This is a genomic window from Pseudomonas fluorescens (assembly GCF_001708445.1).
Lineage (GTDB): Bacteria > Pseudomonadota > Gammaproteobacteria > Pseudomonadales > Pseudomonadaceae > Aquipseudomonas > Aquipseudomonas gorinensis.
The window spans coordinates 1,490,716-1,515,477 of record NZ_CP015637.1 but is presented as its reverse complement, the minus strand read 5'-3'; the positions used below and the strand labels follow the sequence as shown (position 1 = coordinate 1,515,477).

The 24,762-nt window shown below is 61.8% G+C and carries 21 protein-coding genes; 10 read left to right on the top strand and 11 right to left on the bottom strand.

Annotation, left to right across the window (positions count from 1 at the left end; genetic code table 11):
* Positions 1–49: 49 nt before the first annotated feature.
* Positions 50–634 (bottom strand): ACP phosphodiesterase, encoded by a 585-nt coding sequence (locus A7317_RS06750; RefSeq protein WP_024073925.1) that lies wholly within the window; start codon positions 632–634, stop codon positions 50–52.
* A gap of 154 nt (positions 635–788) precedes the next feature.
* Between A7317_RS06750 and A7317_RS06745 the strand changes: the two genes are divergently transcribed.
* From A7317_RS06745 to A7317_RS06735, 3 genes are read left to right on the top strand one after another with little or no spacing between them, the layout of a single operon-like run.
* Positions 789–1,127: an ArsR/SmtB family transcription factor gene (locus tag A7317_RS06745; protein ID WP_024073924.1), complete on the top strand. Its 339-nt coding sequence runs from the start codon at positions 789–791 to the stop codon at positions 1,125–1,127.
* 13 nt (positions 1,128–1,140) lie between these two features.
* Entirely contained in the window at positions 1,141–2,307 is a 1,167-nt protein-coding gene (locus A7317_RS06740) for an MFS transporter (RefSeq protein WP_069075423.1), read from the top strand.
* A 28-nt stretch (positions 2,308–2,335) separates the two neighbouring features.
* On the top strand, positions 2,336–3,391 hold the full coding sequence (locus A7317_RS06735) for an alkene reductase (RefSeq protein WP_024073922.1): 1,056 nt from the start codon (positions 2,336–2,338) through the stop codon (positions 3,389–3,391).
* 305 nt (positions 3,392–3,696) lie between these two features.
* On the opposite strand, the gene A7317_RS06730 is transcribed toward A7317_RS06735, so the two are convergent.
* The gene (locus A7317_RS06730; RefSeq protein ID WP_024073921.1) at positions 3,697–4,329 is read right to left on the bottom strand and encodes a TetR family transcriptional regulator; all 633 of its coding nucleotides are present in this window, start codon (positions 4,327–4,329) and stop codon (positions 3,697–3,699) included.
* 287 nt (positions 4,330–4,616) lie between these two features.
* On the opposite strand from A7317_RS06730, the gene A7317_RS06725 reads away from it, so the two are divergent.
* The 7 genes from A7317_RS06725 (at position 4,617) to A7317_RS06695 (ending at position 16,317) form a co-directional block, all read left to right on the top strand.
* The gene (locus A7317_RS06725; protein WP_024073920.1) at positions 4,617–5,762 is read left to right on the top strand and encodes an efflux RND transporter periplasmic adaptor subunit; all 1,146 of its coding nucleotides are present in this window, start codon (positions 4,617–4,619) and stop codon (positions 5,760–5,762) included.
* Between the two features lie 3 nt (positions 5,763–5,765).
* A complete protein-coding gene (locus A7317_RS06720; protein ID WP_024073919.1) occupies positions 5,766–8,927 on the top strand; it encodes an efflux RND transporter permease subunit in 3,162 nt (1,053 codons plus the stop codon).
* Positions 8,924–10,381 carry an AdeC/AdeK/OprM family multidrug efflux complex outer membrane factor gene (gene adeC, locus A7317_RS06715; protein WP_024073918.1) on the top strand — a complete coding sequence of 486 codons (1,458 nt, stop codon included), beginning with the start codon at positions 8,924–8,926 and terminating at the stop codon, positions 10,379–10,381. Before A7317_RS06720 ends, adeC begins: the two co-directional genes overlap by 4 nt.
* 236 nt (positions 10,382–10,617) lie before the next feature.
* Positions 10,618–12,315 (top strand): molecular chaperone HscC, encoded by a 1,698-nt coding sequence (locus A7317_RS06710; protein ID WP_069075422.1) that lies wholly within the window; start codon positions 10,618–10,620, stop codon positions 12,313–12,315.
* Positions 12,316–12,325: 10 nt separating this feature from the next.
* A complete protein-coding gene (locus A7317_RS06705; RefSeq protein WP_069075421.1) occupies positions 12,326–13,939 on the top strand; it encodes a J domain-containing protein in 1,614 nt (537 codons plus the stop codon).
* Between the two features lie 143 nt (positions 13,940–14,082).
* Positions 14,083–15,333: an OprD family porin gene (locus A7317_RS06700; RefSeq protein WP_024073915.1), complete on the top strand. Its 1,251-nt coding sequence runs from the start codon at positions 14,083–14,085 to the stop codon at positions 15,331–15,333.
* A gap of 84 nt (positions 15,334–15,417) precedes the next feature.
* On the top strand, positions 15,418–16,317 hold the full coding sequence (locus tag A7317_RS06695) for a polysaccharide deacetylase family protein (RefSeq protein WP_024073914.1): 900 nt from the start codon (positions 15,418–15,420) through the stop codon (positions 16,315–16,317).
* On the opposite strand, the gene pcaC is transcribed toward A7317_RS06695, so the two are convergent.
* From pcaC to A7317_RS06650, 9 genes are all read right to left on the bottom strand, one after another.
* Entirely contained in the window at positions 16,318–16,710 is a 393-nt protein-coding gene (pcaC, locus tag A7317_RS06690; RefSeq protein ID WP_024073913.1) for a 4-carboxymuconolactone decarboxylase, read from the bottom strand.
* Positions 16,711–16,824: 114 nt separating this feature from the next.
* A complete protein-coding gene (gene pcaD / locus A7317_RS06685; RefSeq protein WP_024073912.1) occupies positions 16,825–17,616 on the bottom strand; it encodes a 3-oxoadipate enol-lactonase in 792 nt (263 codons plus the stop codon).
* 10 nt (positions 17,617–17,626) lie between these two features.
* On the bottom strand, positions 17,627–18,991 hold the full coding sequence (locus tag A7317_RS06680; protein WP_069075420.1) for a 3-carboxy-cis,cis-muconate cycloisomerase: 1,365 nt from the start codon (positions 18,989–18,991) through the stop codon (positions 17,627–17,629).
* Between the two features lie 10 nt (positions 18,992–19,001).
* Complete coding sequence (locus A7317_RS06675) at positions 19,002–20,297, bottom strand: MFS family transporter (RefSeq protein WP_069075419.1); 1,296 nt, start codon at positions 20,295–20,297, stop codon at positions 19,002–19,004.
* Positions 20,298–20,484: 187 nt separating this feature from the next.
* A complete protein-coding gene (gene pcaG / locus A7317_RS06670) occupies positions 20,485–21,051 on the bottom strand; it encodes a protocatechuate 3,4-dioxygenase subunit alpha (RefSeq protein ID WP_024073909.1) in 567 nt (188 codons plus the stop codon).
* 1 nt (position 21,052) lies between these two features.
* Positions 21,053–21,757 (bottom strand): protocatechuate 3,4-dioxygenase subunit beta, encoded by a 705-nt coding sequence (gene pcaH / locus A7317_RS06665; RefSeq protein ID WP_069075418.1) that lies wholly within the window; start codon positions 21,755–21,757, stop codon positions 21,053–21,055.
* Between the two features lie 17 nt (positions 21,758–21,774).
* Positions 21,775–22,980, bottom strand: coding sequence for a 3-oxoadipyl-CoA thiolase (gene pcaF, locus A7317_RS06660; protein WP_172831375.1), 1,206 nt, complete (start codon positions 22,978–22,980; stop codon positions 21,775–21,777).
* Positions 22,977–23,756 carry a CoA-transferase subunit beta gene (locus tag A7317_RS06655; protein ID WP_069075416.1) on the bottom strand — a complete coding sequence of 260 codons (780 nt, stop codon included), beginning with the start codon at positions 23,754–23,756 and terminating at the stop codon, positions 22,977–22,979. Before A7317_RS06655 ends, pcaF begins: the two co-directional genes overlap by 4 nt.
* Positions 23,756–24,613, bottom strand: a complete 858-nt coding sequence (locus A7317_RS06650; RefSeq protein WP_024073905.1) for a CoA transferase subunit A — start codon at positions 24,611–24,613, stop codon at positions 23,756–23,758. The genes A7317_RS06655 and A7317_RS06650 overlap by 1 nt, the downstream gene beginning before the upstream one ends.
* Between the last annotated feature and the right edge of the window lie 149 nt (positions 24,614–24,762).

Genomic DNA, 24,762 nt, shown 5'->3' with positions numbered 1-24,762 from the left:
AGATTCATTGGCTGAACCACCGCTATCGGGGGCAAGCCCCCTCCCACATTTAGATCCCGGTATTCAGTTGGCGTTGTGCGAACGCCTGTAGCTCCGGGTAGAACGCACTGAAGTCTTTGCTCAGCGGCTCATACAGAATCCGCAATTCCTGCATCGCATGCCCCAGCTCATCAGGCTGCGTGAGCCGCCGCGAAATCCCGCGCAACACCGGCTCCATCATCGCGAACTCCCGGTACGAACCGAGCCAATCATCCGCCGCCATAAAGGGTGCAATCTGCGCCAACCGTCCCGGCAATTGCGGTTCGGCCGCGAGCACGCGGTACACCTGCGAGGTGAAGCGCTCCAGGGGCTGCTCGGCATACAGCGCCCAATCCCGCGCCAGGCAGTGATCGAAAAACACATCGAGGACGATCCCGGCGTAGCGTCGGCGGGTCAGGCTGAAGCGCGACAACGCCTCGCCGACCAACGGGTGGCTGTCGGTAAAGCGGTCGATCGAGCGATGCAACTGGATCGCCGCTTCGATGGGCGGGCTGAACTGGCCTTGCAGGCGGCCTTTGACAAAGTCGCCATACAGACTGCCCAGCAGTTGAGCAGGAAGTTGGCCGCCCAGGTGCAGATGTGCGAGATAATTCATGGTGCGCAGTCTATCACTGCGACCCACGTATCGTTATAACCCGATATACCGATTCAGTCTTGGCTAAGACCGAAATCATATTGGTATATCGGAATGTATCGATTTAAAGTTCGCCTCATCGCGATATAACGCTTTACGAAACCGAGCAACTGCCATGTCCATTGACCTCGACGAAATAATAAAAGCCCTGGCACACCCAGTACGACGAGACATTCTCACCTGGCTCAAAGACCCGAAAGTGCAGTTCCCCGAGCAACTGCACAACCACGAATACGGTATCTGCGCCGGCCAGATCGACCAGCGTTGCGGTTTGTCCCAGTCCACCGTGTCGGCCCACCTGGCCACCTTGCAACGGGCGGGATTGATCAGCAGCCAGAAGGCCGGGCAGTGGCACTTTTTCAAACGCAACGAGGAAACCATCCAGGCTTTTCTCGCGGCACTCGTTACTGAACTCAGCCCTGAAGTCAGTTCTGAAATGCGCGCACCGCTTTAACAAGGAAACCCAAATGCCCCTCTCGCTCCTCATCCTGGCCCTGAGCGCCTTCGCCATCGGCACCACCGAGTTCGTCATCATGGGCCTGTTGCCCGATGTGGCGGCGGACCTGGGTGTGTCGATTCCCGGTGCCGGCTGGCTGGTCACCGGCTACGCCCTGGGCGTGGCGATCGGCGCACCGTTCATGGCACTGGCGACCGCCAAGCTGCCACGCAAGGCCGCCCTGGTAGCGTTGATGGGCATCTTCATTATCGGCAACCTGCTTTGCGCCCTGGCCAGTGACTACAACGTGCTGATGTTTGCCCGTGTGGTCACCGCGCTGTGCCACGGTGCGTTCTTTGGTATCGGTTCGGTGGTGGCGGCCAACCTGGTGCCGGCCAACAAACGCGCTTCGGCCGTCGCCTTGATGTTCACCGGCCTGACCCTGGCCAACGTACTCGGTGTGCCATTGGGTACCGCCCTGGGCCAGCAAGCCGGCTGGCGCTCGACCTTCTGGGCGGTGACCGTCATTGGCGTGATCGCCTTGATCGGCCTGATCCGTTTCCTGCCGGCCAAGCGGGACGAAGAAAAACTCGACATGCGCGCCGAACTGGCCGCCCTCAAAGGGGCTGGCATCTGGCTGTCGCTGAGCATGACGGCACTGTTCGCCGCGTCGATGTTCACCCTTTTCACTTACGTGGCACCACTGCTTGGTGATGTCACCGGCGTATCGCCCAAGGGCGTGACCTGGACCCTGCTGCTGATCGGCCTGGGCCTCACCGTGGGCAACATCATCGGCGGCAAGCTGGCGGACAAACGCCTGGCGGCCACCCTGATTGGCGTATTCATCAGCATGGCGGTGGTCTCCACCGCACTGACCTGGACCAGCGTCGCCGTGATCCCGACCGAGATCACCCTGTTCCTGTGGGCCACCGCTTCATTTGCCGCCGTACCTGCGCTGCAGATCAACGTGGTGACCTTCGGCAAGGCCGCACCGAACCTGGTGTCCACCCTGAACATCGGCGCCTTCAACATCGGCAACGCCCTCGGCGCCTGGGTCGGCGGCAGCGTGATTGCCAATGGTTTCGGCCTGACCAGCGTGCCCTTGGCGGCTGCGGCCCTGGCGATCCTGGCCCTGCTGGTAACCCTGATTACTTTCCGTCAGAGCGGCGATGCCGACCTGGCCCCTGCGACCAACTGATCAACTTCAAACAGAAGGGTGTTATCCCATGACGACTATTTTCGATCCGATCAAACTGGGCGACCTGGAACTGTCGAACCGCATCATCATGGCGCCGCTGACCCGCTGCCGTGCCGATGCCGGCCGCGTACCCAACGCGCTGATGGCCGAGTACTACGTGCAACGGGCTTCCGCCGGGCTGATCCTCAGCGAAGCCACCTCCGTGACGCCGCTGGGCGTGGGCTACCCGGACACCCCGGGCATCTGGTCCAACGACCAGGTGCGCGGCTGGGCCAATGTGACCAAGGCGGTGCACGGCGCGGGCGGCAAGATCTTCCTGCAACTGTGGCACGTTGGCCGCATCTCCCATGAGTCCTACCTGAACGGTGAGACCCCGGTGGCCCCGAGCGCCATCCAGCCTAAAGGCCACGTCAGCCTGGTGCGCCCACTGGCCGACTACCCGACGCCACGCGCGCTGGAAACCGCTGAAATCGCCGACATCGTCGACGCCTATCGCACCGGGGCCGAGAACGCCAAGGCCGCCGGCTTCGACGGCGTGGAAATCCATGGCGCCAACGGCTACCTGCTCGACCAGTTCCTGCAAAGCAGCACCAACAAGCGCACCGATCAATACGGCGGCTCCCTGGAAAACCGCGCACGGCTGTTGCTGGAAGTGACCGATGCCGCCATCGAAGTCTGGGGCCCCGGCCGTGTGGGCGTGCACCTGGCACCCCGCGCCGACGCCCATGACATGGGTGACGACAACTTGGCGGAAACCTTTACCTACGTCGCCAGCGAACTGGGCAAGCGAGGCATTGCCTTTATCTGCTCGCGTGAAAAGGAAGGTGCCGACAGCCTCGGCCCGCAACTGAAAAAAGCCTTCGGCGGCCCCTATATCGCCAACGAACGTTTCACCAAGGACAGCGCTAATGCCTGGCTGGCCTCGGGCAAGGCGGATGCGGTGGCCTTCGGCATACCGTTCATTGCCAACCCGGACCTGCCGGCTCGCCTGAAGGCCGATGCGCCGTTGAACGAAGCGCACCCGGAAACCTTCTACGGCAAAGGGCCAGTTGGTTACATCGACTACCCGACCCTGCCGCTGTAATCGGCCGAAACCTAAGACCAAATGAGGGAGGGGGCTTGCCCCCGATGGCGGTGCGTCAGTCACAGTATGTGTTGACTGAACCACTGCCATCGGGGCAAGCCCCCTCCCTCATTGTTGGCTGCGTGCAGGTTCTGGCTACATTGCTTCACAGAACCGAAACAAAATCGCTACAAAATACTTAGGCGGCTACCTATCAACCGCCCGCCAGCCCGTATATAAAGTCACTCCATCAATCAGGCAGAAGGACGATTGACTGTCCTTAGGCTTTACTGTTGACACAATCTGACGCAATTACACATTTTGTCTTAATTGCGCAGGTTAGGGCTCAGGCGCAGCATATCCAACCCTATGTCGGCCCAACGCTCTGCCTCCTGATGCAACGCGTAGCTGTCAGGCACCAGCAGCCATTGCCAGAGCAGCCCGTCGATGTAGGCATGCAGGCACACTGCCCCTCGGACAGTGTCGAGGTTTTCCGGAAGTTGCCCGCGGTTCACCGCGTTACGCAGTGTCAGGCCGATGCGCAGGTTGCATTCGAGGGTGTGGGTCTGGCGTTGGCGGCGCATGTCACACATTTCATCGGTGAATTCGCACTTATGAAACAAAATCTCATTGATGCGTCGGGTTTTCGGGTCCAGAACCACTTGATGAAACAGATGAATCAGCAACTTGCGCATGCACCCCAACGGGTCAACCTCATCCTCGCTTTCACTGGCGCGCGCCAATTCATCCAGGGGCTCGTGCAGGGTTTCCAGCATCGCCTGCAACAAATCGGCCTTATTGCTGAAATGCCAATAGATGGCGCCCCGCGTCACCCCGGCCAACGCCGCGATATCCGCCAGCGTGGTCCGCGCAACACCGCGCTCGTAAAAGGCATGCTCGGCGGCTTGGAGAATCTGGTTGCGCGTTTCCTGAGCTTCCTCTTTGGTGCGACGAACCATGGCAGTAAAACCTCAATCGGGATACTTGAGACTATCGGTAACGCGGCTTTAATAGGCGGTAACGATCATCTGAATAAATTGTGGGACGACACCGTCATGGGCGCCGAACGTACTAGAATCGAGGCTTTGGGCGTTGCTTTGTCAACATTGCGCGAAACCTGTCAAGAGTTTACAAACAACCATGAACGTAAGTATATTGCGTAGCAAGCTACTTATCTACTCACAACCTGTTTTTTACCCTTCCACACTTCTTGTGCGCACCCTGCGCGCCTGACCCGAGGATCTTCATGCAACTTAAGCCAGCTGTTACCGCTCTGGTCACTGCCGTCGCCCTGGCATCGCTGCTCAGCGGATGTAAAAAGGAAGAGGCGGCTCCGCCCGCTCAAATTCCTCAGGTCGGCGTGGTCACCCTTCAACCGCAAGCCTTCACCCTGACGTCCGAGCTGCCAGGCCGCACCACCGCCTACCGCATCGCGGAAGTTCGCCCTCAGGTCAGTGGCATCATCCTCAAGCGCCTGTTCAAGGAAGGCGGGGATGTGAAAGAAGGCCAGCAGCTTTATCAGATCGATCCCTCGGTCTATGAGGCCACCCTTAAAAGCGCACAAGCCAGCCTGACGCAGACCAAGTCGATCTCGGATCGCTACAAGCAATTGGTCGACGAACAAGCCGTCAGCCGTCAGGAATACGACACCGCTGTCGCCAACCGCATGACCGCCGAAGCAAACGTTCAAACCGCCCAGATCAACGTGCGCTACACCAAGGTGTTCGCGCCGATTTCCGGGCGTATTGGCCGTTCCTCGGTGACCGAGGGCGCGCTGGTCAGCAATGGCCAGGCCGATGCCATGGCCGTGATCCAGCAACTGGACCCGATCTATGTCGACGTCACACAGTCCTCGGCTGAAATGCTGAAACTGCGCCGCGACCTGGAAAGCGGCCAGTTGGAGAAAGCCGGCGCCAACGCCGCCAAGGTCAAACTGACCCTGGAAGACGGCAGCAGCTACGGCCTGGACGGTAAATTGGAGTTCTCCGAAGTGTCGGTCGACCAGACCACCGGCTCGGTGACCCTGCGCGCGGTGTTCCCCAACCCTGACCACACCCTGCTGCCGGGCATGTTCGTACATGCCCAGTTGCAAGCCGGCGTGAACAGCAAGGCCATCCTGGCGCCGCAGCAAGGCGTGACCCGCGACCTCAAGGGCACCCCGACAGCGCTGATCGTCAATGCCGACAACAAGGTCGAGCAACGTGAACTGGTGGCCAACCGTACGACGGGTGCCTACTGGCTGGTGGAAAAAGGCTTGAACGCCGGTGACCGTGTGATCACCGAAGGCCTGCAATTCATCAAGCCGGGCATCGAAGTCAAGGTCAAGGACGCCGGCAACGCCCAGCCCGCTGGCACCGCTGCTCCTGCTGCCGCTGCTGGCAAAGGGGAGTAATCCATGTCGAAATTTTTTATCGACCGTCCCATTTTCGCCTGGGTAATTGCCCTGGTGATCATGCTGGTCGGGGCACTTTCGATCCTGAAGCTGCCCATCAACCAGTACCCGGCCATTGCGCCAACCGCCATCGACATCCAGGTGACCTACCCAGGCGCGTCTGCACAAACCGTGCAGGACACCGTGGTGCAGGTCATCGAACAACAGCTCAACGGTATCGACAACCTGCGTTATGTCGCCTCGGACAGTAACTCCGACGGCAGCATGACCATCACTGCGACGTTCAACCAGGGTACCAACCCGGACATCGCCCAGGTCCAGGTGCAGAACAAGCTGAACCTGGCGACCCCACTGCTGCCGCAAGAAGTGCAGCAACAGGGTATCCGCGTAACCAAGTCAGTGAAGAACTTCCTGATGGTGATCGGCCTGGTGTCGGAAGACGGCAGCATGACCAAGGACGACCTGTCCAACTACATCGTGTCCAACATCCAGGACCCGATTTCCCGGACTGCGGGTGTAGGTGACTTCCAGGTCTTCGGTTCGCAGTACGCCATGCGTATCTGGCTCGACCCGGCCAAGCTGAACAACTACCAGCTCACGCCGGTGGATGTCAGCAACGCCATCCAGGCCCAGAACGTCCAGGTTGCCACTGGCCAATTGGGTGGCCTGCCCGCCCTGCCCGGCACCCAGCTGAACGCCACCATCATTGGCAAGACACGCCTGCAAAGTGCAGATGAGTTCGCCAAGATCCTGATGAAGGTGAACGCCGACGGCTCGCAGGTTCGCCTGGGCGACGTTGCCCGTATCGAACTGGGCGGCCAGAACTACAGCATCAGTGCGCAGTTCAACGGCAAGCCGGCATCCGGCATGGCAATCAAGCTGGCGGCGGGTGCTAACGCCCTGGACACTGGCAAGGCCATCCGCGCCACCGTGGCATCGCTGGAACCGTTCTTCCCGCCTGGCATGAAGGCCGTGGTGCCTTATGACACCACGCCGGTCGTAACCGAGTCGATCTCCGGTGTGGTTGACACCTTGGTCGAAGCGATCGTGCTGGTGTTCCTGGTGATGTTCCTGTTCCTGCAGAACTTCCGCGCCACCATCATCACCACCATGACCGTACCGGTGGTGCTGCTGGGTACCTTCGGGATCCTCGCGGCATTCGGCTTCACCATCAACACCCTGACCATGTTCGGCATGATCCTGGCCATCGGCCTGCTGGTGGACGATGCCATCGTGGTGGTCGAAAACGTCGAGCGGGTCATGGCCGAGGAGCACCTGTCGCCGAAGGAGGCGACGGTCAAATCCATGGGCCAGATCCAGGGCGCCCTGGTGGGTATTGCCCTGGTACTGTCGGCGGTCCTGTTGCCGATGGCGTTCTTCGGCGGCTCCACCGGTGTGATCTACAAACAGTTCTCCATCACCATCGTTTCGGCCATGGCGTTGTCGGTACTGGTTGCCCTGATCTTCACCCCGGCCTTGTGCGCCACCATGCTCAAGCCGATCGATCCGGAAAAGCACGGCCAACCCAAGCGCGGCTTTTTTGGCTGGTTCAACCGCACCTTCGATAGCGGCGTACAGAAGTACGAGCGCGGCGTCGGTTCCATGATCAAGCACAAGGTTCCAGCGTTCCTGGTGTATGCGCTGATCCTGCTGGGCATGATCTGGATGTTCACCCGTATCCCAAGTGCGTTCCTGCCCGATGAAGACCAGGGTGTGATCTTCGCCCAGGTGCAGACCCCCGTCGGCTCTTCGGCTGAACGCACACAAAAAGTCATCGACGATATGCGTGCCTTCCTGCTGAACGACAAGGAAGGCGAGCCAGGCGAAGGCAAGGCCGTGAAGTCGGTATTTACCGTAAACGGCTTCAACTTCGCCGGCCGTGGCCAGAGTTCGGGCCTCGCCTTCGTGATGCTCAAGCCGTGGGACGAGCGTGACGCGACCCAGTCGGTGTTTGAAGTGGCCAAACGTGCCCAGGGCTATTTCTTCGGTGCCTTCAAGGACGCCATGGTATTTGCCATCGTGCCGCCTTCGGTTCTGGAATTGGGTAACGCCACCGGTTTCGACGTGTTCCTGCAAGACCAGGGTGGCGTCGGCCACGACAAGCTGATGGCAGCGCGTAACCAGTTCCTCGGTGCGGCCGCCCAAAGCAAGATCCTCGCAGGCGTGCGTCCCAACGGCGTGAACGATGAGCCGCAGTACGAGCTGAGCGTCGATGACGAGAAAGCCAGTGCCCAGGGCATCAGCCTGGCAGACATCCAGCAGACCTTGGCAATTGCCTTGGGGGGCAGCTACATCAACGACTTCATCGACCGTGGTCGTGTGAAGAAGGTGTATGTACAGGGCGATGCCGCCAGCCGTATGTCCCCGGAAGACCTGGACAAATGGTACGTGCGCAGCACCTCCGGGAAGATGGTGCCGCTGTCGTCCATCTCGTCGGGCAAGTGGATCTTCGGTTCGCCGAAGCTCTCGCGATACAACGGTGTAGCGGCGATGGAAATCCTCGGTACTCCGGCACCGGGCTACAGTACCGGTGACGCGATGGCGGAAGTCGAGCGTATCGCCAAGGACCTGCCAGCGGGTGTTGGTTATTCGTGGACCGGGTTGTCGTATGAAGAACGTTTGTCCGGCTCCCAGGCACCTGCGTTGTATGCGCTGTCGCTGCTGGTAGTGTTCCTGTGCCTCGCGGCACTGTACGAAAGCTGGTCGATCCCGATCGCGGTGATTCTGGTGGTACCGCTGGGTGTCATCGGTGCTCTGATCGCCACCAGCCTGCGCGGCCTGTCCAACGACGTGTTCTTCCAGGTGGGCTTGCTGGTAACGGTGGGCCTGGCGGCGAAAAACGCCATCCTGATCGTGGAGTTCGCCAAGGAACTTCATGAGCAGGGCAAAGGTATCGTCGAGGCTGCCATCGAAGCGTCCCGCATGCGTCTGCGCCCGATTATCATGACGTCCATGGCGTTCATGCTCGGCGTACTGCCGCTGGCCGTGTCCACGGGCGCGGGTTCGGGCAGCCAGCATGCAATCGGTACCGGCGTAATTGGCGGTATGATCACCGCAACTGTGCTCGCGATCTTCTGGGTGCCACTGTTCTTCGCAACCGTGTCCGCTGCTGGCGAGCGTAAAAAGACTGTTACTACTGAAACCCCTAAAGAGGCTGGCCAATGAGCAAGTCGCTACTTTCCCTGGCGGTCACGGCATTCGTGCTCAGTGGCTGCTCGCTGATCCCTGACTACCAGCGCCCCGAAGCGCCGGTGGCAGCTCAGTTCCCACAAGGGCCGGCGTATTCGTCGGCCCAGGCGCCGGGCCAGGCCGCTGCCGAGCAGGGCTGGAAGCAGTTTTTCCATGACCCTGCCCTGCAACAGCTGATCCAGACCGCACTGGTGAACAACCGTGACCTGCGTGTCGCGGCCCTGAACATCGACGCCTATGCCGCGCAGTACCAGATCCAGCGTGCTGATCTGTTCCCCGCTGTGTCGGCTACAGGCAGCGGCAGCCGTTCGCGCACCCCGGCCAAGCTGTCGCAGAGCGGCGAAGCGACTATCGCCAGCCAGTACTCGGCCGGCCTCGGGATCAGTTCCTATGAGCTGGACCTGTTCGGTCGCGTACGCAGCCTGAGCGAAGAAGCCCTGCAAAAGTACTTCGCCACCGAAGAGGCACGGCGCAGTACCCAGATCAGCCTGGTGGCCAGCGTGGCCAACGCCTACCTGACCTGGCAGGCCGACAAGGAACTGCTCAAGCTCACCCAGGACACCCTGGGCGCATACGAGCAGAGCTTCAAGCTCACCTCGCGCAGCAACGAAGTTGGCGTGGCCTCGGCTCTCGACCTGAGCCAGGCGCGGACCTCGGTGGAAAACGCCCGGGTGGCACTGGCACGCTACACCCGCCAGGTGGCCCAGGACGAAAACAGCCTGACCCTGCTGCTGGGCACCGGGCTGCCAGCGAATCTCGCCAGCAAGCCGCTGTCGGATGACCTGCTCAGCGAAGTGCCGGCTGGTTTGCCTTCGGACCTGTTGCAACGTCGTCCCGACATTGTGCAGGCCGAGTACAACCTCAAGGCGGCTAACGCCAATATCGGCGCGGCCCGTGCAGCGTTCTTCCCAAGCATCAGCCTGACCGCCAGCGCCGGTACCGCAAGCCCGACCCTGGGCGGCCTGTTCAAGGGCGGTTCGGGTACCTGGTCGTTTGCTCCGCAGATCAACATCCCGATCTTCAACGCCGGTAGCCTGCGCGCAAGCCTGGACTACTCGAAGATCCAGAAAGAGATCAACGTGGCCAACTACGAGAAGGCGATCCAGACCGGCTTCCAGGAAGTCTCCGACGGCCTCGCCGCACGTGAGACCTACAAGCAGCAACTGGATGCCCAACGCGGCTTCGTCGCGGCCAACCAGGATTACTACCGCCTGGCCGAGCGTCGCTACCGCATCGGTGTCGACAGCAACCTGACGTTCCTCGACGCTCAGCGCCAACTGTTCAGCGCCGAACAATCGCTGATCACCGATCGCCTTGCGCAACTGACCAGCGAGGTCAACCTGTACAAGGCCCTCGGCGGTGGTTGGAACGAGCAGACGGCGAAGAACGAGCCGTTGAAAGAAGAAGCGCCGAAGCTGAAGTTGTTCTGATAGCAGCGCTGTAAAACAAAACCGCTTCCCTCGCAGGAAGCGGTTTTTTTATGCCTGGTCATCGGTGCTTGCGTGCTATGACCGGACTGTTTTTGTGGCGAGCGGGCTCGCCACAACAAGCCCGCCCAGCACAATAATCGCGTTCGTCACCACGCTCTCCCGCCTTGCTTTCCGCTCAACCTTTCAGGGTAAAATCTGTCACAGATTCTTACAGACCACAGAGGGAGCTTGTCGTAATGATCGTAGGAATCGACCTGGGGACCACTAACAGTCTCGCTGCAGTCTGGCGCGGTGATACCGCCGAAATGGTGCCCAATGCCCTGGGCCAGTTGCTGACCCCAAGCGTGGTCGGGCTGGACGACCAAGGCCGTGTCCTGGTAGGCCAGGCCGCCAAAGAGCGCCTGCACACCCACCCGCACCTGACGACCTCGTTGTTCAAGCGCTACATGGGCAGCGCCACCGAAGTGCGCCTGGGCGACCGCTCGTTCCGCCCCGAAGAACTCTCGGCGCTGGTGCTCAAAAGCCTCAAGGAAGACATCGAGCGCACCTACGGCCAAACCGTCACCGACGCGGTGATCAGCGTGCCCGCCTACTTCAGCGACGGCCAACGCAAGGCCACGCGCATCGCCGGTGAACTGGCGGGGCTCAACGTTGAAAAACTGATCAACGAACCGACCGCCGCGGCCTTGGCCTACGGCCTGCATCAACGTGATAAAGAAACCTCGTTCCTGGTCTTCGACCTGGGCGGCGGCACTTTCGACGTGTCGATCATCGAGCTGTTCGACGGGGTGATGGAAGTACGCGCCAGCGCCGGCGACAACTTCCTCGGTGGCGAAGACTTCGACACCCTGTTGCTCGAACACTTTGTCGACAGCCAACGTAACGCCACGGGTTTCCCGCCCACCAGCACTGTGCTGCAAGCCCTGCGCCGCGAAGCCGAGCGCGTGCGCAAAGCCCTGGGCCAGGATGACAGCGCCGAATTCGCCCTGCGCGTCGACGGCCAGCAATGGGTGAAGACCATCACCCAGCAGGAACTGGCCAAGCTCTACACGCCACTGCTGGAACGCCTGCGCGCACCGATCGAACGCGCCCTGCGCGACGCGCGGATCCGGGTCGGCGACCTGGATGAAATCCTGCTGGTGGGCGGTACCACGCGCATGCCCCTGGTACGTAAGCTCGCCGCTGGCCTGTTCGGGCGCTTCCCTTCCATCAGCCTCGATCCCGACCAGGTGGTGGCCCACGGCGCGGCGATCCAGGCCGCGCTCAAGGCGCGCTCCGCCGCCCTCGAAGAAGTGGTGCTGACCGACGTGTGCCCCTACACCCTGGGCATCGAAATCTCGAACCAGTACGGCGGCTATATCGAAAGCGGCCATTACCTGCCATTGATCGAACGCAACAGCAGCGTGCCGGTCAGCCGGGTCAAAAACGTGGTCACCCTGCGCGATGACCAGACCCACGTGCTGCTGAAGATCTACCAGGGCGAAAGCCGCCTGGTCAAAGACAACATCGAGCTGGGCCAACTGGATATTCCTGTGCCCAAGCGCAAGGCCGGCGAGGTCTCCCTGGACGTGCGCTTCACCTACGACAACAACGGCCTGCTGGAAGCCCAGGTGAATATCCCGCTGACCGGCGAGCAGCATTCGCTGGTGATCGAGAACAACCCCGGCGTGCTCAGCCCGCAGGAGATCCAGCAACGCCTGCAAGCCCTGGCGCAATTGAAGGTTCACCCACGCGACCAGCAGGTCAACACCGTGCTCGTCGCCCGCCTCGAACGGCTCTACCAGGAAAACCTCGGCGAACTGCGCGAACAGCTCGGGCATTGGGCGGCGCAGTTCCAGCAGGTACTTGACACCCAGGACGAACGCCGCATCCGCGATGCCCGCAGCGAACTGACCCGTCAACTTGAGCAACTCGACAACGGGTTCTGGCGCTGAGGGAATACCGATGGATTGCTGGAACGTACTGCAACTGCCGGATGACGCCGACGAGCGCAGCATCAAGCGCAGTTATGCGCGGCTGCTCAAAAGCTGCCGCCCGGACGACGATGCCCAAGGCTTCCAGCGCCTGCGCGAAGCCTATGAACACGCGTTGAGTGAAGCACGCTGGCGGGCTGATAACGAAGGGGAAGAACGCGTCCAGGCGCCCGTAGCCGAAGCGGTCTACGGAAACCTGAACGACCTGGCCGAACTGATGGACGTCAGCCCCGTCAGCCCCGCGCCCCTCGAAGCCCCCACACCGGACGCGGCGCAGGCATTGTTTGGCGGCCTTAACGCGCACAACCTCGATGAACGCTGGGCGCAGGCTCGGCAACAGGGCTGCACCGATGCATTCCAGGCCGGGCTGTTGCGCCATTGTTTCGAAGCACCGGGCGAACGCAGTGCCATCGTCGGTTGGGCCGTGCAACACCTGGAATGGCTGACCCCCTGGCAGCAGGTGGCCATGACCCCGTGGCAATACGAAGCGCTGACCGGCGAGCTGCTGCAAGACTACCGCCGCACCCTGCAGGAACTGCTGGAGCAAAAGGCCGAGCGCGAGTTCATCACCCAGCTCACTCAATACACCAACCAGCCCTGGCTACGGGTGTTCGACCTGCAACAGCAGTGGCAGCGCATCGTCCTGCACCTGCTGCATGACACCCAATGGAGCGTGCCGCTGTTCGAGCGCGTGTGCCAGGCATTCGGTTGGGACGACGAGAAAGGCGTGTACCCGGAACCGGCGTGGATGTGGCGCGAATTGGTGTCGCGTTGCGAGCAGGAAAGTTTCTTTGCCAACCTGCAGGACAAGGCTCAGGATCTGCGGCGCACATCCCCGGATGCGTTGGCGGCGCGTCTACTGCTGACGCCCATGTCGGCCACGCAACACAAACGCATGATCGACGGCTTTGGCGAAAACGAATGGAACGCCTGCCAGCACCTGGCGCAAGTATTGACCTGGCGTTACCCGCAGTTGGCTGAACGACTGCCCCACAGCGATCTGTTCTTCTGGCGTAAATTCGTGCCCCGGCCGATCTACACCCAGGTGTTTATCCGGCTGTGGGCCATCTTCGCCCTGGGGCTTGGCCTGAGCATCGCCCACGCTAAGCCAGACAGAATGGACGGGATGTCGCTGGTCATTTTCATGCTGATGGCGTTCGTGCCGGCGGCCGTTGGCTTTCGCGTCACCCAAATGTGGGCCGGGATGAGTTCAACCTATCGGGTTCTGGATGTGTGGCTGAGCCAGTACCTGATCCCCAAGCGAATCAACCCCAATGACTACTGGCTGGTCATTCGCCACGGGGTACCGCAGGCGATCATGCTGGTGGCCTGCGGCTTGATGCTCGGCGTGCTGGGCATGTTCACCTACGCGGGCATGGTCCTGATCAACCTGTTGCACAAGACGCGTATCGGTCAGATGAGCCAGAAATTCAGCGAAGGCTACCCGTGGCTGAACGGTTTGCACTGGGCCTTCTGGAGCCCCCTGCAAGTGGTGTTCCTGGTGGTGATGGTGGCGCTGATCGTCGCGGCGCAACACTACCTGCCGGCGGTGCCCTGGACCCACTTCGACCTGCCCAAACGATAACCCGCAAATGCCGGGCCCCAGCGCCCGGCAACTTGCGTTCGATCATCGCCCAAAACCCGCCCAGCCCCACTTTCATCGCCCCCACAACGCCCCGCACCATGGCCGCCACCTGCATAACCCCCAATAACAACAGGTCCAACGCCATGAGCACTTTTCACCCTCGCCAGCTGTTGCTGGCTACCGCTGTCGCCAGCCTTGCCCTTCCCGTCGCCGCCGAAGAGCACGGTTTCCTGGAAGACGCCAATGCCAACCTCAACCTGCGCAACTTCTTCTTCAACCGCAATTACACCAACCCTACAAAGGCCCAGGGCGGTGCACAGGAGTGGACGCAGAGTTTCATTCTCGACGCCAAATCCGGGTTCACCCAGGGCACCGTAGGGTTTGGCGTGGATGTGCTGGGCTTGTACTCGCTCAAGCTCGATGGCGGACGCGGTACGGGTGGCACCCAGCTGTTGCCGCTGGACCACGATGGCCGCCCTGCGGATGAATTCGGGCGTCTGGGCGTGGCGTTCAAGGCGCGTATGTCCAAGACCGAACTGAAGGTCGGCGAGTGGATGCCGGTGCTGCCGATCCTGCGCGCCGACGACGGCCGCTCGCTGCCGCAAACCCTGCGTGGCGGGCAGATCACCTCCAAAGAGATCGACGGCCTGACCCTCTACGGCGGCCAGTTCCGCGCCAACAGCCCGCGTGACGACAGCAGCATGAGCGACATGTCGATGTTCGGCAAAGCCGCGTTCACCTCGGACCGCTTCAACTTCCAGGGCGGCGAATACCTGTTCAATGACAAACGCACCCAGATCGGCCTGTGGAACGCCCAGCTCAAGGACATCTACAGCCAGCAGTTCGTCAACCTGATCCACAGCCAGCCCATTGGCGACTGGACCCTCGGCGCCAACCTCGGGTTCTTCTATGGCAAGGACGACGGCAGCGCTCGCGCAGGCGACCTGGACAACAAAACCTGGTCCGGTCTGTTCTCCGCCAAGTACGGCGGCAACACCTTCTACGTCGGCCTGCAAAAACTCACCGGCAACAGCGCGTGGATGCGCGTCAACGGCACCAGCGGCGGCACCCTGGCCAACGACAGCTACAACTCCAGCTACGACAACGCCCAAGAGAAGTCCTGGCAAGTACGTCACGACTACAACTTCGCCGCCCTCGGCGTGCCCGGCCTGACCCTGATGAACCGCTATATCAGCGGCAGCAACGTACACACCGGCACGATCACCGACGGCAAGGAATGGGGCCGCGAGACCGAACTGGGCTATACCGTGCAGAGCGGCGCGTTGAAAAACCTCAATATGCGCTTGCGCAATTCCAGCATGCGCCGCGACTACAGCAACAACGAATTCGATGAAAACCGGTTGATCGTCAGCTACCCGATAAGTCTGCTGTAAACCGGCGCCGTACTTACGGTATGGTGCGCGCCTGCCGCCACTGAGTTCACTCAATGGCGGCCTCCAGACGAGCCAGCCCACACCATGAAATCCTTCGTCCTCGCTTCCCTCCTACTGAGCCTGGCCTTGAGCCTCGGCGGCTGCATCAGTGCGCCCATCGCCCTGACACCGCAGACCGAACAGCGCCTGCAAGCCCAGGCGCCGATCCGCTTCCTGCTGACCTTCGATGACGGGCCCAGCGCCTCGGGCTACAACAACCCGAGCCGTTCAGTGTTGGCTGACCTGGCAAACAACCCGGTGTTACCGGGCATCAAGGCGGTGTTCTTCCTGCAGACCGAAGCGGCCCGCTCCGGTGGCAGTGCGCGGGGCCGCAAGACCATGGAGCGTGAATACGCGGGTGGCCATGTCCTGGCGTTCCACACGGCCACGGCTTTTCACACCAACCATCGCTGGCTGAGCGATGCAGAGCTGGAACGCACCCTCAGCCAGGGCGCAGCCGACATCGCCGCGATCACCGGCACGCCGCCGACCCTGGTCCGCCCACCATTCTGGAACTACGACCGACGCACCTATGCCGCCTACCAGCGCCATGGCATGCAGGTGCTGTTGACCGACTTGAGCGCCAACGACGGCAAGATCTGGGGCTTCAACGCCAGCCCACGGCGCCGCGCCAACCTGTACCGGCAACTGTCAGTGGTGCGCGAACGTATTGCCCTGGGCGAACTGCCAACGGTGGACGGCGTGATACCGGTGGTCGTGACCTTCCACGACATCAACCGCTACACCGCGCGGCATCTGCAGGAGTACCTGCAGATCCTGATGGACAGCGCGCGGATCAACGGTATCAAGACCGCCGCCGAACCGTTCTACACCGACCATGCCGTGCTGGAACGCGCGGCGCTGGCGCGTACGGTCAAGGATGTGAACGAACCGGTGCATCTGCCGGGCGTATGGAATTGGGTATGGGATGCCGACGCCCACTGATCACTCCCGCGACTCGACACCCAGCTCATCCCATACAGACTCCGCCAGGTGAAACGTGGCATTCGCTGCCGGAATCCCACAGTAGATCGCGCTCTGCATCAGCACTTCCTTGATCTCGGCACGGGTTACCCCGTTGCTGGCGGCGGCGCGCAGGTGCAGCTTGAGTTCTTCACTGCGGTTCATGCCGATCAGCATGGCGATAGTGATCAGGCTGCGGGTATGCCGTGGCAGGCCGGGGCGGGTCCAGATATCACCCCAGGCGTGGCGGGTGATCATTTCCTGGAACTCGCTGTTGAACTCAGTCAGGGCGTTGAGGCTGCGGTCGACATGCGCATCGCCCAATACTTCGCGGCGCACTTGCAGGCCATCGGCATAACGTTGTTTCTCGTCCACAAAAAACTCCTGGTTCAATTAGATTTCAACTCGATCACCTGTGGCGAGCGGGCTTGCCCCGCTCGCCACAGGAAGCGCGCTCGCCACAACAAGCCGCTCGCCACAACAGCGGCCTCAGCGGGCCAGCAGGAATTTGATCACCCGGTCACTGAATGCAGCGCCGGCCTGCACATTGGACAGGTGCGCGGCGTAGAACTCGGCGTACTCGGCGCCCTGCACATGGTGCTGGATAAAGTGACCACCGGCCGGTGGGGTGACGGCATCTTCGGTACCGGCAATCACCAGGGTGGGCGCCTTGATCTTCGACAACTGCTCACGGAAATCCGCATCACGCACGGCGGCACAGTTGGCCGCGTAACCTTGGGGCGAAGTCGCGGCAAGCATATCGGTGATCTGCTTGGCCTGGTGCGGGTTGGCCGTCGCAAAATCGGCGGTGAACCAGCGTGCAATCGATGCATCGCGCAAGGCCACCATGGCTGCCGCGCCGTCGCGCAGGACCATCTCGATCCGTGGGTTCCAGATCTCCGGCGTGCCGATGCTGGCAGCGGTGTTGCACACCACCAGGCGCTGCAAACGCTCGCCTGCGTTAATCCCCAGCCATTGGCCGATCAGGCCACCCATGGATAGCCCGCAAAAATGAGCGCGCTGAATATCCAGCGCATCCAGCAGCGCGATCACATCGTGGCCAAGCTGCTCGATGCTGTAGGGCCCCTCGGTGACCAGCGATTTGCCATGCCCGCGGGTGTCAAAACGCAGTACGCGAAAATGCTGGGTAAAGGCCGGGATCTGGATGTCCCACATGTGCAGGTCGGTGCCCAGTGAGTTGGACAGCACCAGTACCGGTGCGTCGATAGGCCCGTCCAGTTGGTAATGCAGTTCGCCTTCGGCGAGTTGTACAAATGCCACAGTGGCCTCCTCAGGCAGTCAATGCAAAGTGTTCGGTGACAGCGCGGCTGACCCAGGTATGGGCCTGGCCCAGGTAATGCGCCGGGTCGAGCAGGCGGTCCAGTTCAGCCGCCGAGAGTTCGGCAGTGACCTGCGCTTCGTCCGCCAGTACCGCACGCAGGTGGCGACCTTCTGCAACGGCGCGCTTGCAGCATTGCTCCAACAGATGGTGCGCGGTATCGCGGCCCAGGCGTTGGGCCAATACGATGCTGACGGCTTCGGCCAGCACCAGGCCCTGGGTCAGGTCGAGGTTGTGCGTCATGCGCTCGGGGTCGACTTCCAAGCCTTCGCTCACCAGTAACGCCTGTTGCAAGGCGCCGGAGACCAGTCGGCATATTTCCGGCAGGGTTTCCCATTCGGCGTGCCACAAGCCCAGGCTGCGTTCGTGCTCCTGGGGCATGGCACTGAACATCGTCGCCACCAGGCCGGGCACGCGGGTAGCGGCGCTGATCAGCACAGCGGCGCCCACCGGGTTGCGTTTGTGGGGCATGGTTGACGAGCCACCTTTGCCCGGTGCCGATGGCTCGAACACTTCCGCCGCTTCGGTCTGCATCAGCAGGCTGAGATCCCGTCCCAACTTGCCGAGGCTGCCGGCGATCAAACCGAGCACGCTGGCCAGTTCCACCAGGCGATCACGCTGGGTGTGCCAGGGTTGCTCCGGCAAGCTCAGTTGCAATTCGGCGGCCAGGGCCTCGGCTACCGGCATGGCCTGGACGCCGAGCGCGGCCAAGGTGCCCGAGGCGCCGCCGAACTGCAGCACCAGCAGGCGTGGCTTGAGTTGCGTGAGGCGCTGGCGACTGCGCGTCACCGCGCCCAGCCAACCGGCGATCTTCATGCCCAGGGTGACCGGCGTCGCGTGCTGCAGCCAGGTACGCCCGGCCAGCGGTGTGGCGGCATAACGCTGCGCCTGGGCGGCGAGAACGTCGCCCAAGCGCGCCAAGTCCGCTTCGATCAGTGCCACCGCGCGCCGCAACTGCAAAACCAGGCCGGTGTCCATCACGTCCTGGCTGGTCGCCCCCAGGTGCACATAACGCTCGGCACTCGGGTCTTCAGCGGCAATCAACTTGCCCAGTGCCTTCACCAAGGGAATCGCCGAATTACCCGCGGTGGCAATCGCCACCCCAAGGGCATCCACGTCATACAGCGATGCCAGGCACGCCTGGGCAATCGGCGCCACGGCGGCCTGCGGGATCAACCCAACCCGGGCCTCGGCCCGCGCCAACCCGGCTTCGAAATCCAGCATGCCCTGCAAGCGTCCCTGGTCGCAGAACACCTCGGCCATGCTGTCGGCGGTGAAGTAAGCGTCGAACAATTGGTTGCTCGTGCGCAGTGTCATAACTCGTCCCTTACAGATCGTGGTGCAGGTACGCCGCCTGTTTTGGCAAGCGCAGGCTGAACAGGAACGCCACCGCCATCATGCCGGTGACGTACCAATAGAAGGTGTTTTCCATGCCCATGGATTTGAGGCCCAAGGCTACGTATTCCGCCGAGCCGCCGAAGATCGCGTTGGCCACCGCATAGGCCAGGCCCACGCCGAGGGCGCGCACTTGTGGCGGGAACATTTCGGCTTTCACCAGGCCGCTGATGGAGGTGTAGAAACTGACGATGGCCAAGGCCAGGGTGATCAATACAAACGCCAGGAACGGGCTGCTGATGGTTTTCAGGCTGAGCAGGATCGGCACCGTGCACAGGGTCCCCAGGGCGCCGAACCACAGCATCGAGTTACGCCGGCCGATCTTGTCAGCCAGCATGCCGAACAGCGGCTGCATGCACATGTACAGGAACAGCGCGCCGGTCATGATGTAGCTGGCGGTCTTGGCGTGCATCCCGGCAGTGTTCACCAGGTACTTCTGCATGTAGGTGGTAAAGGTGTAGAAAATCAGCGAACCGCCGGCGGTGTAGCCGAGCACGGTGATAAACGCGGCCTTGTGGTCACGGAACAGCGCGGCAATGCTGCCGGCGTCCTTGTCTTCACGCATTTCTTTGCTGGTGGTTTCTTTCAGGCTGCGACGCAGCAGCAGGGAGATCACCGCCGCGATGGCGCCAATCACGAACGGAATGCGCCAGCCCCAGGCGCGCAGTTCCTCTTCGCTGAGGATCTGTTGCAGGATCACCACCACCGACACCGCCAGCAGTTGCCCACCGATCAGGGTCACGTACTGGAAGGAGGCGAAGAACCCACGCTGGCCCTTGAGCGCGACTTCACTCATGTAGGTTGCGGTGGTGCCATATTCACCCCCCACCGACAAGCCTTGGAACAGCCGCGCCACCAGCAGCAAGGCCGGCGCCCAGGCGCCGATATCCTTGTAGGTGGGCAGGAAGGCGATGACCAGGGAGCCGGCGCACATCATCAGCACCGAGATCATCATCGAATTCTTGCGCCCGTGCTTATCGGCAACCCGGCCAAACAGCCAGCCGCCGATGGGTCGCATCAGGAACCCGGCGGCGAATACGCCAGCGGTGTTGAGCAGTTGGACCGTAGGGTCGTCCGAGGGGAAAAACGCAGGGGCAAAGTAAATGGCACAGAAGGCGTAGACGTAGAAGTCGAACCATTCGACGAGGTTGCCGGAGGAAGCGCCGACGATGGCAAAGATCCGTTTGCTGCGTTCTTCTCCGGTGTAGTGACTTGTCGTTGTTGTCATGTTTTTTCACTCAGTGGGAACGGTTATAGCCTAGACATACTTTGCAACAACCATGTTCCGCAAGCAGACATTTGAGTACTCAGTGCCTGAACCGGCCCTATCGGGGGCAAGCCCCCTCCCACATTTGATAGGCAGCGCGATCAAAATGTGGGAGGAGGCTTGCCCCCAATGGGGCCTGACAAGCGACTCAATAATCGAAAAACACCGTTTCCTTATCTGTCCCTTGCAAAATCACATTCCACTGATACACGCCGTCCGCATCGGTCTTGGCAATCAAGGTACCCCGCCGCTCGGCAGGCACACAGGCCAGCAACGGGTCATCCCCGTTCAACGCCTCGCCGTCAAAATAGATCCGCGTCAGCAAATGCTTCACCAGGCCACGGGCAAACACCAGTACCACCAGGTGCGGCGCCTGGGTGGTGCCTTTCAGCCCCGGCACACTGCCCGGCTTGATGGTGGTAAAGCGGAACCGCCCTTCGGCGTCCACCGGTACGCGGCCAAAACCTTCGAAGTTGGGATCGACAGCCTTGTCCTGCTCGTCTTCCGGGTGGTCGTATTTGCCGGCGGCATTGGCCTGCCAGACTTCGAGCATGGCGTCGTTGACGACATCACCGTTGCCGTCCACCACCTGCCCGCTGATCGCCACGCGTTCGCCGAGGGTGTCGGCGTTGGCCAGGGCTTCGCGATTCAGCCAGGTCAGGCCAATGTGGTAATACGGCCCGACGGTGTGGGACGTGGTCGCATTGAGTGTCATCTCATTTCTCCATCGGCGTGGCATCACGGCCACGCAGGACGATGTCCCAGCGGTAGCCGAGGGCATAGGAAGGAATGGTTTTTTCCAGATCGAAACGCGCGATCAGGCGCTCTTTGGCGCTGGTGTCCGGCACGCAGTTGTAGATCGGGTCGTATTCCAGCAGCGGGTCGCCGGGGAAATACATCTGCGTGACCAGGCGCGTCAGCACGCTCGGCCCGAACAGCGAAAAGTGGATATGCGCAGGGCGCCACGCATTGTGGTGGTTACCCCATGGGTAGGCGCCGGGCTTGATGGTCTGGAACTGGTACCAGCCGTCGGCGTCGGTAACCGTGCGCCCGGTGCCGGTGAAGTTCGGATCCAGCGGCGCGTCGTGCAGGTCGCGCTTGTGGTTGTAGCGACCGGCAGCGTTGGCTTGCCAGATCTCCACGAGGATGCCCGGCACCGGCAGGCCGTTTTCATCCAGCACGCGACCGTGAATGATGATGCGTTCACCCAGGGGCTCGCCGTCGTGTTGGGCGGTGAGGTCGTTATCCTTCTCGCTGACTCGCTCGGCGCCGATGGTCGGGCCGGTGATTTCCGACAGCGAATGGGGCAGGAACACCAACGGCTTGGACGGCGAACGCAGGTTCGTCGACTGGTAGGGCGGGTGCAGGTACTCAGGTTGGGTGCCCGCTTGCGGGCGCCGGTAACCGGGCTTATCAGTCATGGAGCTGTCCTCTCTTATTAGATGCGTTCAATCGCCAGGGCCAAGCCTTGGCCGACGCCCACACACATAGTCGCCAGGCCTTTGTGGCCACCGGTTTTTTCCAACTGGTGCAAAGCCGTCAACACCAACCGTGCACCGCTCATGCCCAGGGGATGGCCGAGGGCGATAGCGCCGCCGTTCGGGTTGACCTGGGGCGCGTCGTCAGCGATGCCCAATTCACGCAGCACCGCCAGGCCTTGGCTGGCGAAGGCTTCGTTGAGTTCGATCACGTCAAAGTCGGTAACCGCCAGGCCCAGGCGTTCCACCAGTTTGCGCACCGCCGGCACCGGACCGATGCCCATGACCCGTGGCGCGACACCGGCACTGGCCATGCCCAATACACGAGCGCGGGCAGTGAGGCCATGTTTTTTCACCGCATCGGCGGACGCCAGGATCAGCGCGGCGGCACCGTCGTTGACGCCAGAAGCATTACCGGCGGTGACGGTCTTGTCCGGGCCGTTCACCGGTTTGAGCCGCGCCAGGGTTTCCAGGGTGGTGTCTGCGCGTGGGTGCTCATCCTGATCGACCACGGTTTCGCCTTTTTTATGGGCGACCCGCACCGGCACGATTTCTTCAGCGAAGTACCCGGCCGCCTGGGCGGCAGCGGTACGTTGCTGGCTGCGCAGGGCAAAGGCGTCCTGGTCGGCGCGGGACACGTGGTAATCATCGGCGACGTTATCGGCGGTCTGCGGCATCGCGTCGACACCGTACTGGGCCTTCATCAATGGGTTGATAAAGCGCCAGCCAATGGTGGTGTCTTCCAGCTTCATGCTGCGCGAGAACGCTGCATCGGCCTTGCCCATCACGAAGGGCGCACGGGACATCGACTCGACGCCGCCGGCAATCGCCAACTCCATTTCACCGCTGGCAATCGCACGAAACGCGGTGCCGATCGCATCCATGCCCGAGGCGCACAGCCGATTGAGGGTCACACCGGGAATGCTTGAAGGCAGGCCCGCCAGCAATAGCGCCATACGTGCGACGTTGCGATTATCCTCACCCGCCTGGTTGGCGCAGCCGAGGAATACTTCGTCGACCGCGCTCCAGTCCACCGAAGGGTTGCGTTCGATCAGTGCCTTGATCGGCAGCGCCGCCAGGTCATCGGCACGCACCGTGGCCAAGCCCCCGCCAAACCGGCCGATAGGGGTACGAATCGCATCACAGATAAAGACGTCACGCATCAGGCTTCTCCCGGTGCTTGGCCGTGGGCGGCGGCGGTGCGAGTTTCCAGATCACGCAGCGCGGTCAGTTCGACCTCGGTGGGTTCCTCGGTGGTATCCACCCGGTCGGCAAAGCGGATGGCCCAACCGGTGGCCGCCACCACTTGCTCGCGGGTAACGCCAGGGTGCAGTGCAGTGACCACGAACTCATGGGTGCCCTCTTCCGGCTCCATGATGCACAGGTCGGTGATAATTCCGACGGGGCCGGCACCCGGCAGGCCCAGGCGTTTGCGCGAATCGCCGCCTTCGCCGTGGCCGACGGAGGTGATGAAGTCCAACTTGTCGACAAACGAACGCGACGACTGCTTGAGGATGATCAGCACGCTCTTGGCCGAGCCGGCGATTTCCGGCGCGCCACCGGCACCCGGCAGGCGTACCTTAGGCTGGTGGTAGTCACCGACCACGGTGGTGTTGATATTGCCGAAGCGGTCGACCTGGGCTGCACCGAGAAAGCCCACGTCAATGCGCCCACCTTGCAGCCAGTAGCGGAAAATCTCACCGGTCGGCACGACCGTGTCAGCGGTTTCCGCCAGCTCGCCATCACCGATAGACAGGGGCAGTACGCTGGGCTTGGCGCCAATCGGACCGGACTCGTAGATCAGCACCACGTCCGGCGACGAGGTCAGGCGCGCCAGGTTGGCCGCCTTGGATGGCAGGCCGATGCCCACAAAGCATACCGAGCCGTTCTTGAGGCGGCGGGCGGCGGCGACGGTCATCATTTCGTTGGTCGAGTAAGCCATTACTTGGCCTCCTGCGCGGTAGCCAGCTTGGTCTGGAATTCACTGAAGTCGGCAGTGCCATGGATGTATTCATCGATCCAGGCGGTAAAGGTCCCACGATCGCGGGCGATTGGATCCCACGCTTGGTAGAAACGGTTGTCACGCTCGTTGTAGCCGTGGGCGTAGGACGGATGCGCACCACCGGGCACATGGCACACCGCGGTCAGGGCCCAGGTCGGCAACACGCAGCTGTTCATCGGCGCGTTCAAGTCGTCGACGATCTCTTCCACGGTGACGATGCAGCGCTTGGCGGCCAGGGCCGCTTCCTTCTGCACGCCGAGAATGCCCCAGAGCAATACGTTGCCCTTGCGGTCAGCCTTTTGCGCGTGGATCACGGTGATGTCCGGACGCACCGATGGCACCGCCGCCAGCACTTCGCCAGTAAAGGGGCAGGTGACGGTCTTGATCAGCGGGTTGACCTTGGGCAGGTCGGAACCGGCGTAGGCGCGCAGTACCGCGAACGGCAGGCCAGAGGCACCGGCGACGTAGGCATTGGCCAGGTCGGCGTGGCTGTGTTCTTCGATTTCCAGCGGCTGCGGCCATTGCTTCTCGACCGCGTCACGCAGGCGGTGCAAGGACCCCACGCCGGGGTTGCCACCCCAGGAGAAAATCAACTTGCGTGCGCAGCCGGCACCGATCAACTGGTCATAGATCAGGTCAGGCGTCATGCGTACCAGCGTCAGGTCTTTCTTGCCCTGACGAATGATTTCATGACCTGCCGCCGTAGGGATCAGATGGGTAAAGCCTTCGAGGGCGACGGTATCGCCGTCATTCACGAAGCGCTTGACCGCATCACGCAAGGTGAGAATTTCAGCCATGGGGTTGGGCTCCCGGTGTTGATCGTAAAAGGCGCTGAGGTGGCGCCGAAGTGCTTGAAGATTAAGCCGGGGAAATGGGCCAAACAATCCGATAATCGACTCAGCGTTCGATTATCGAACAGATTGTTACCTCGCTAATCATTCAGCCA

Coding starts and splice junctions, on each gene's coding strand:
- pcaG (WP_024073909.1), bottom strand. CDS start 21,051: ATGACACTCAATGCGACCACGTCCCACACCGTCGGGCCGTATTACCAC.
- A7317_RS06675 (WP_069075419.1), bottom strand. CDS start 20,297: ATGACAACAACGACAAGTCACTACACCGGAGAAGAACGCAGCAAACGG.
- A7317_RS06700 (WP_024073915.1), top strand. CDS start 14,083: ATGAGCACTTTTCACCCTCGCCAGCTGTTGCTGGCTACCGCTGTCGCC.
- A7317_RS06655 (WP_069075416.1), bottom strand. CDS start 23,756: ATGGCTTACTCGACCAACGAAATGATGACCGTCGCCGCCGCCCGCCGC.
- A7317_RS06650 (WP_024073905.1), bottom strand. CDS start 24,613: ATGGCTGAAATTCTCACCTTGCGTGATGCGGTCAAGCGCTTCGTGAAT.
- A7317_RS06710 (WP_069075422.1), top strand. CDS start 10,618: ATGATCGTAGGAATCGACCTGGGGACCACTAACAGTCTCGCTGCAGTC.
- A7317_RS06735 (WP_024073922.1), top strand. CDS start 2,336: ATGACGACTATTTTCGATCCGATCAAACTGGGCGACCTGGAACTGTCG.
- pcaH (WP_069075418.1), bottom strand. CDS start 21,757: ATGACTGATAAGCCCGGTTACCGGCGCCCGCAAGCGGGCACCCAACCT.
- A7317_RS06750 (WP_024073925.1), bottom strand. CDS start 634: ATGAATTATCTCGCACATCTGCACCTGGGCGGCCAACTTCCTGCTCAA.
- A7317_RS06720 (WP_024073919.1), top strand. CDS start 5,766: ATGTCGAAATTTTTTATCGACCGTCCCATTTTCGCCTGGGTAATTGCC.
- A7317_RS06740 (WP_069075423.1), top strand. CDS start 1,141: ATGCCCCTCTCGCTCCTCATCCTGGCCCTGAGCGCCTTCGCCATCGGC.
- adeC (WP_024073918.1), top strand. CDS start 8,924: ATGAGCAAGTCGCTACTTTCCCTGGCGGTCACGGCATTCGTGCTCAGT.
- A7317_RS06725 (WP_024073920.1), top strand. CDS start 4,617: ATGCAACTTAAGCCAGCTGTTACCGCTCTGGTCACTGCCGTCGCCCTG.
- A7317_RS06695 (WP_024073914.1), top strand. CDS start 15,418: ATGAAATCCTTCGTCCTCGCTTCCCTCCTACTGAGCCTGGCCTTGAGC.
- A7317_RS06745 (WP_024073924.1), top strand. CDS start 789: ATGTCCATTGACCTCGACGAAATAATAAAAGCCCTGGCACACCCAGTA.
- A7317_RS06705 (WP_069075421.1), top strand. CDS start 12,326: ATGGATTGCTGGAACGTACTGCAACTGCCGGATGACGCCGACGAGCGC.
- A7317_RS06680 (WP_069075420.1), bottom strand. CDS start 18,991: ATGACACTGCGCACGAGCAACCAATTGTTCGACGCTTACTTCACCGCC.
- A7317_RS06730 (WP_024073921.1), bottom strand. CDS start 4,329: ATGGTTCGTCGCACCAAAGAGGAAGCTCAGGAAACGCGCAACCAGATT.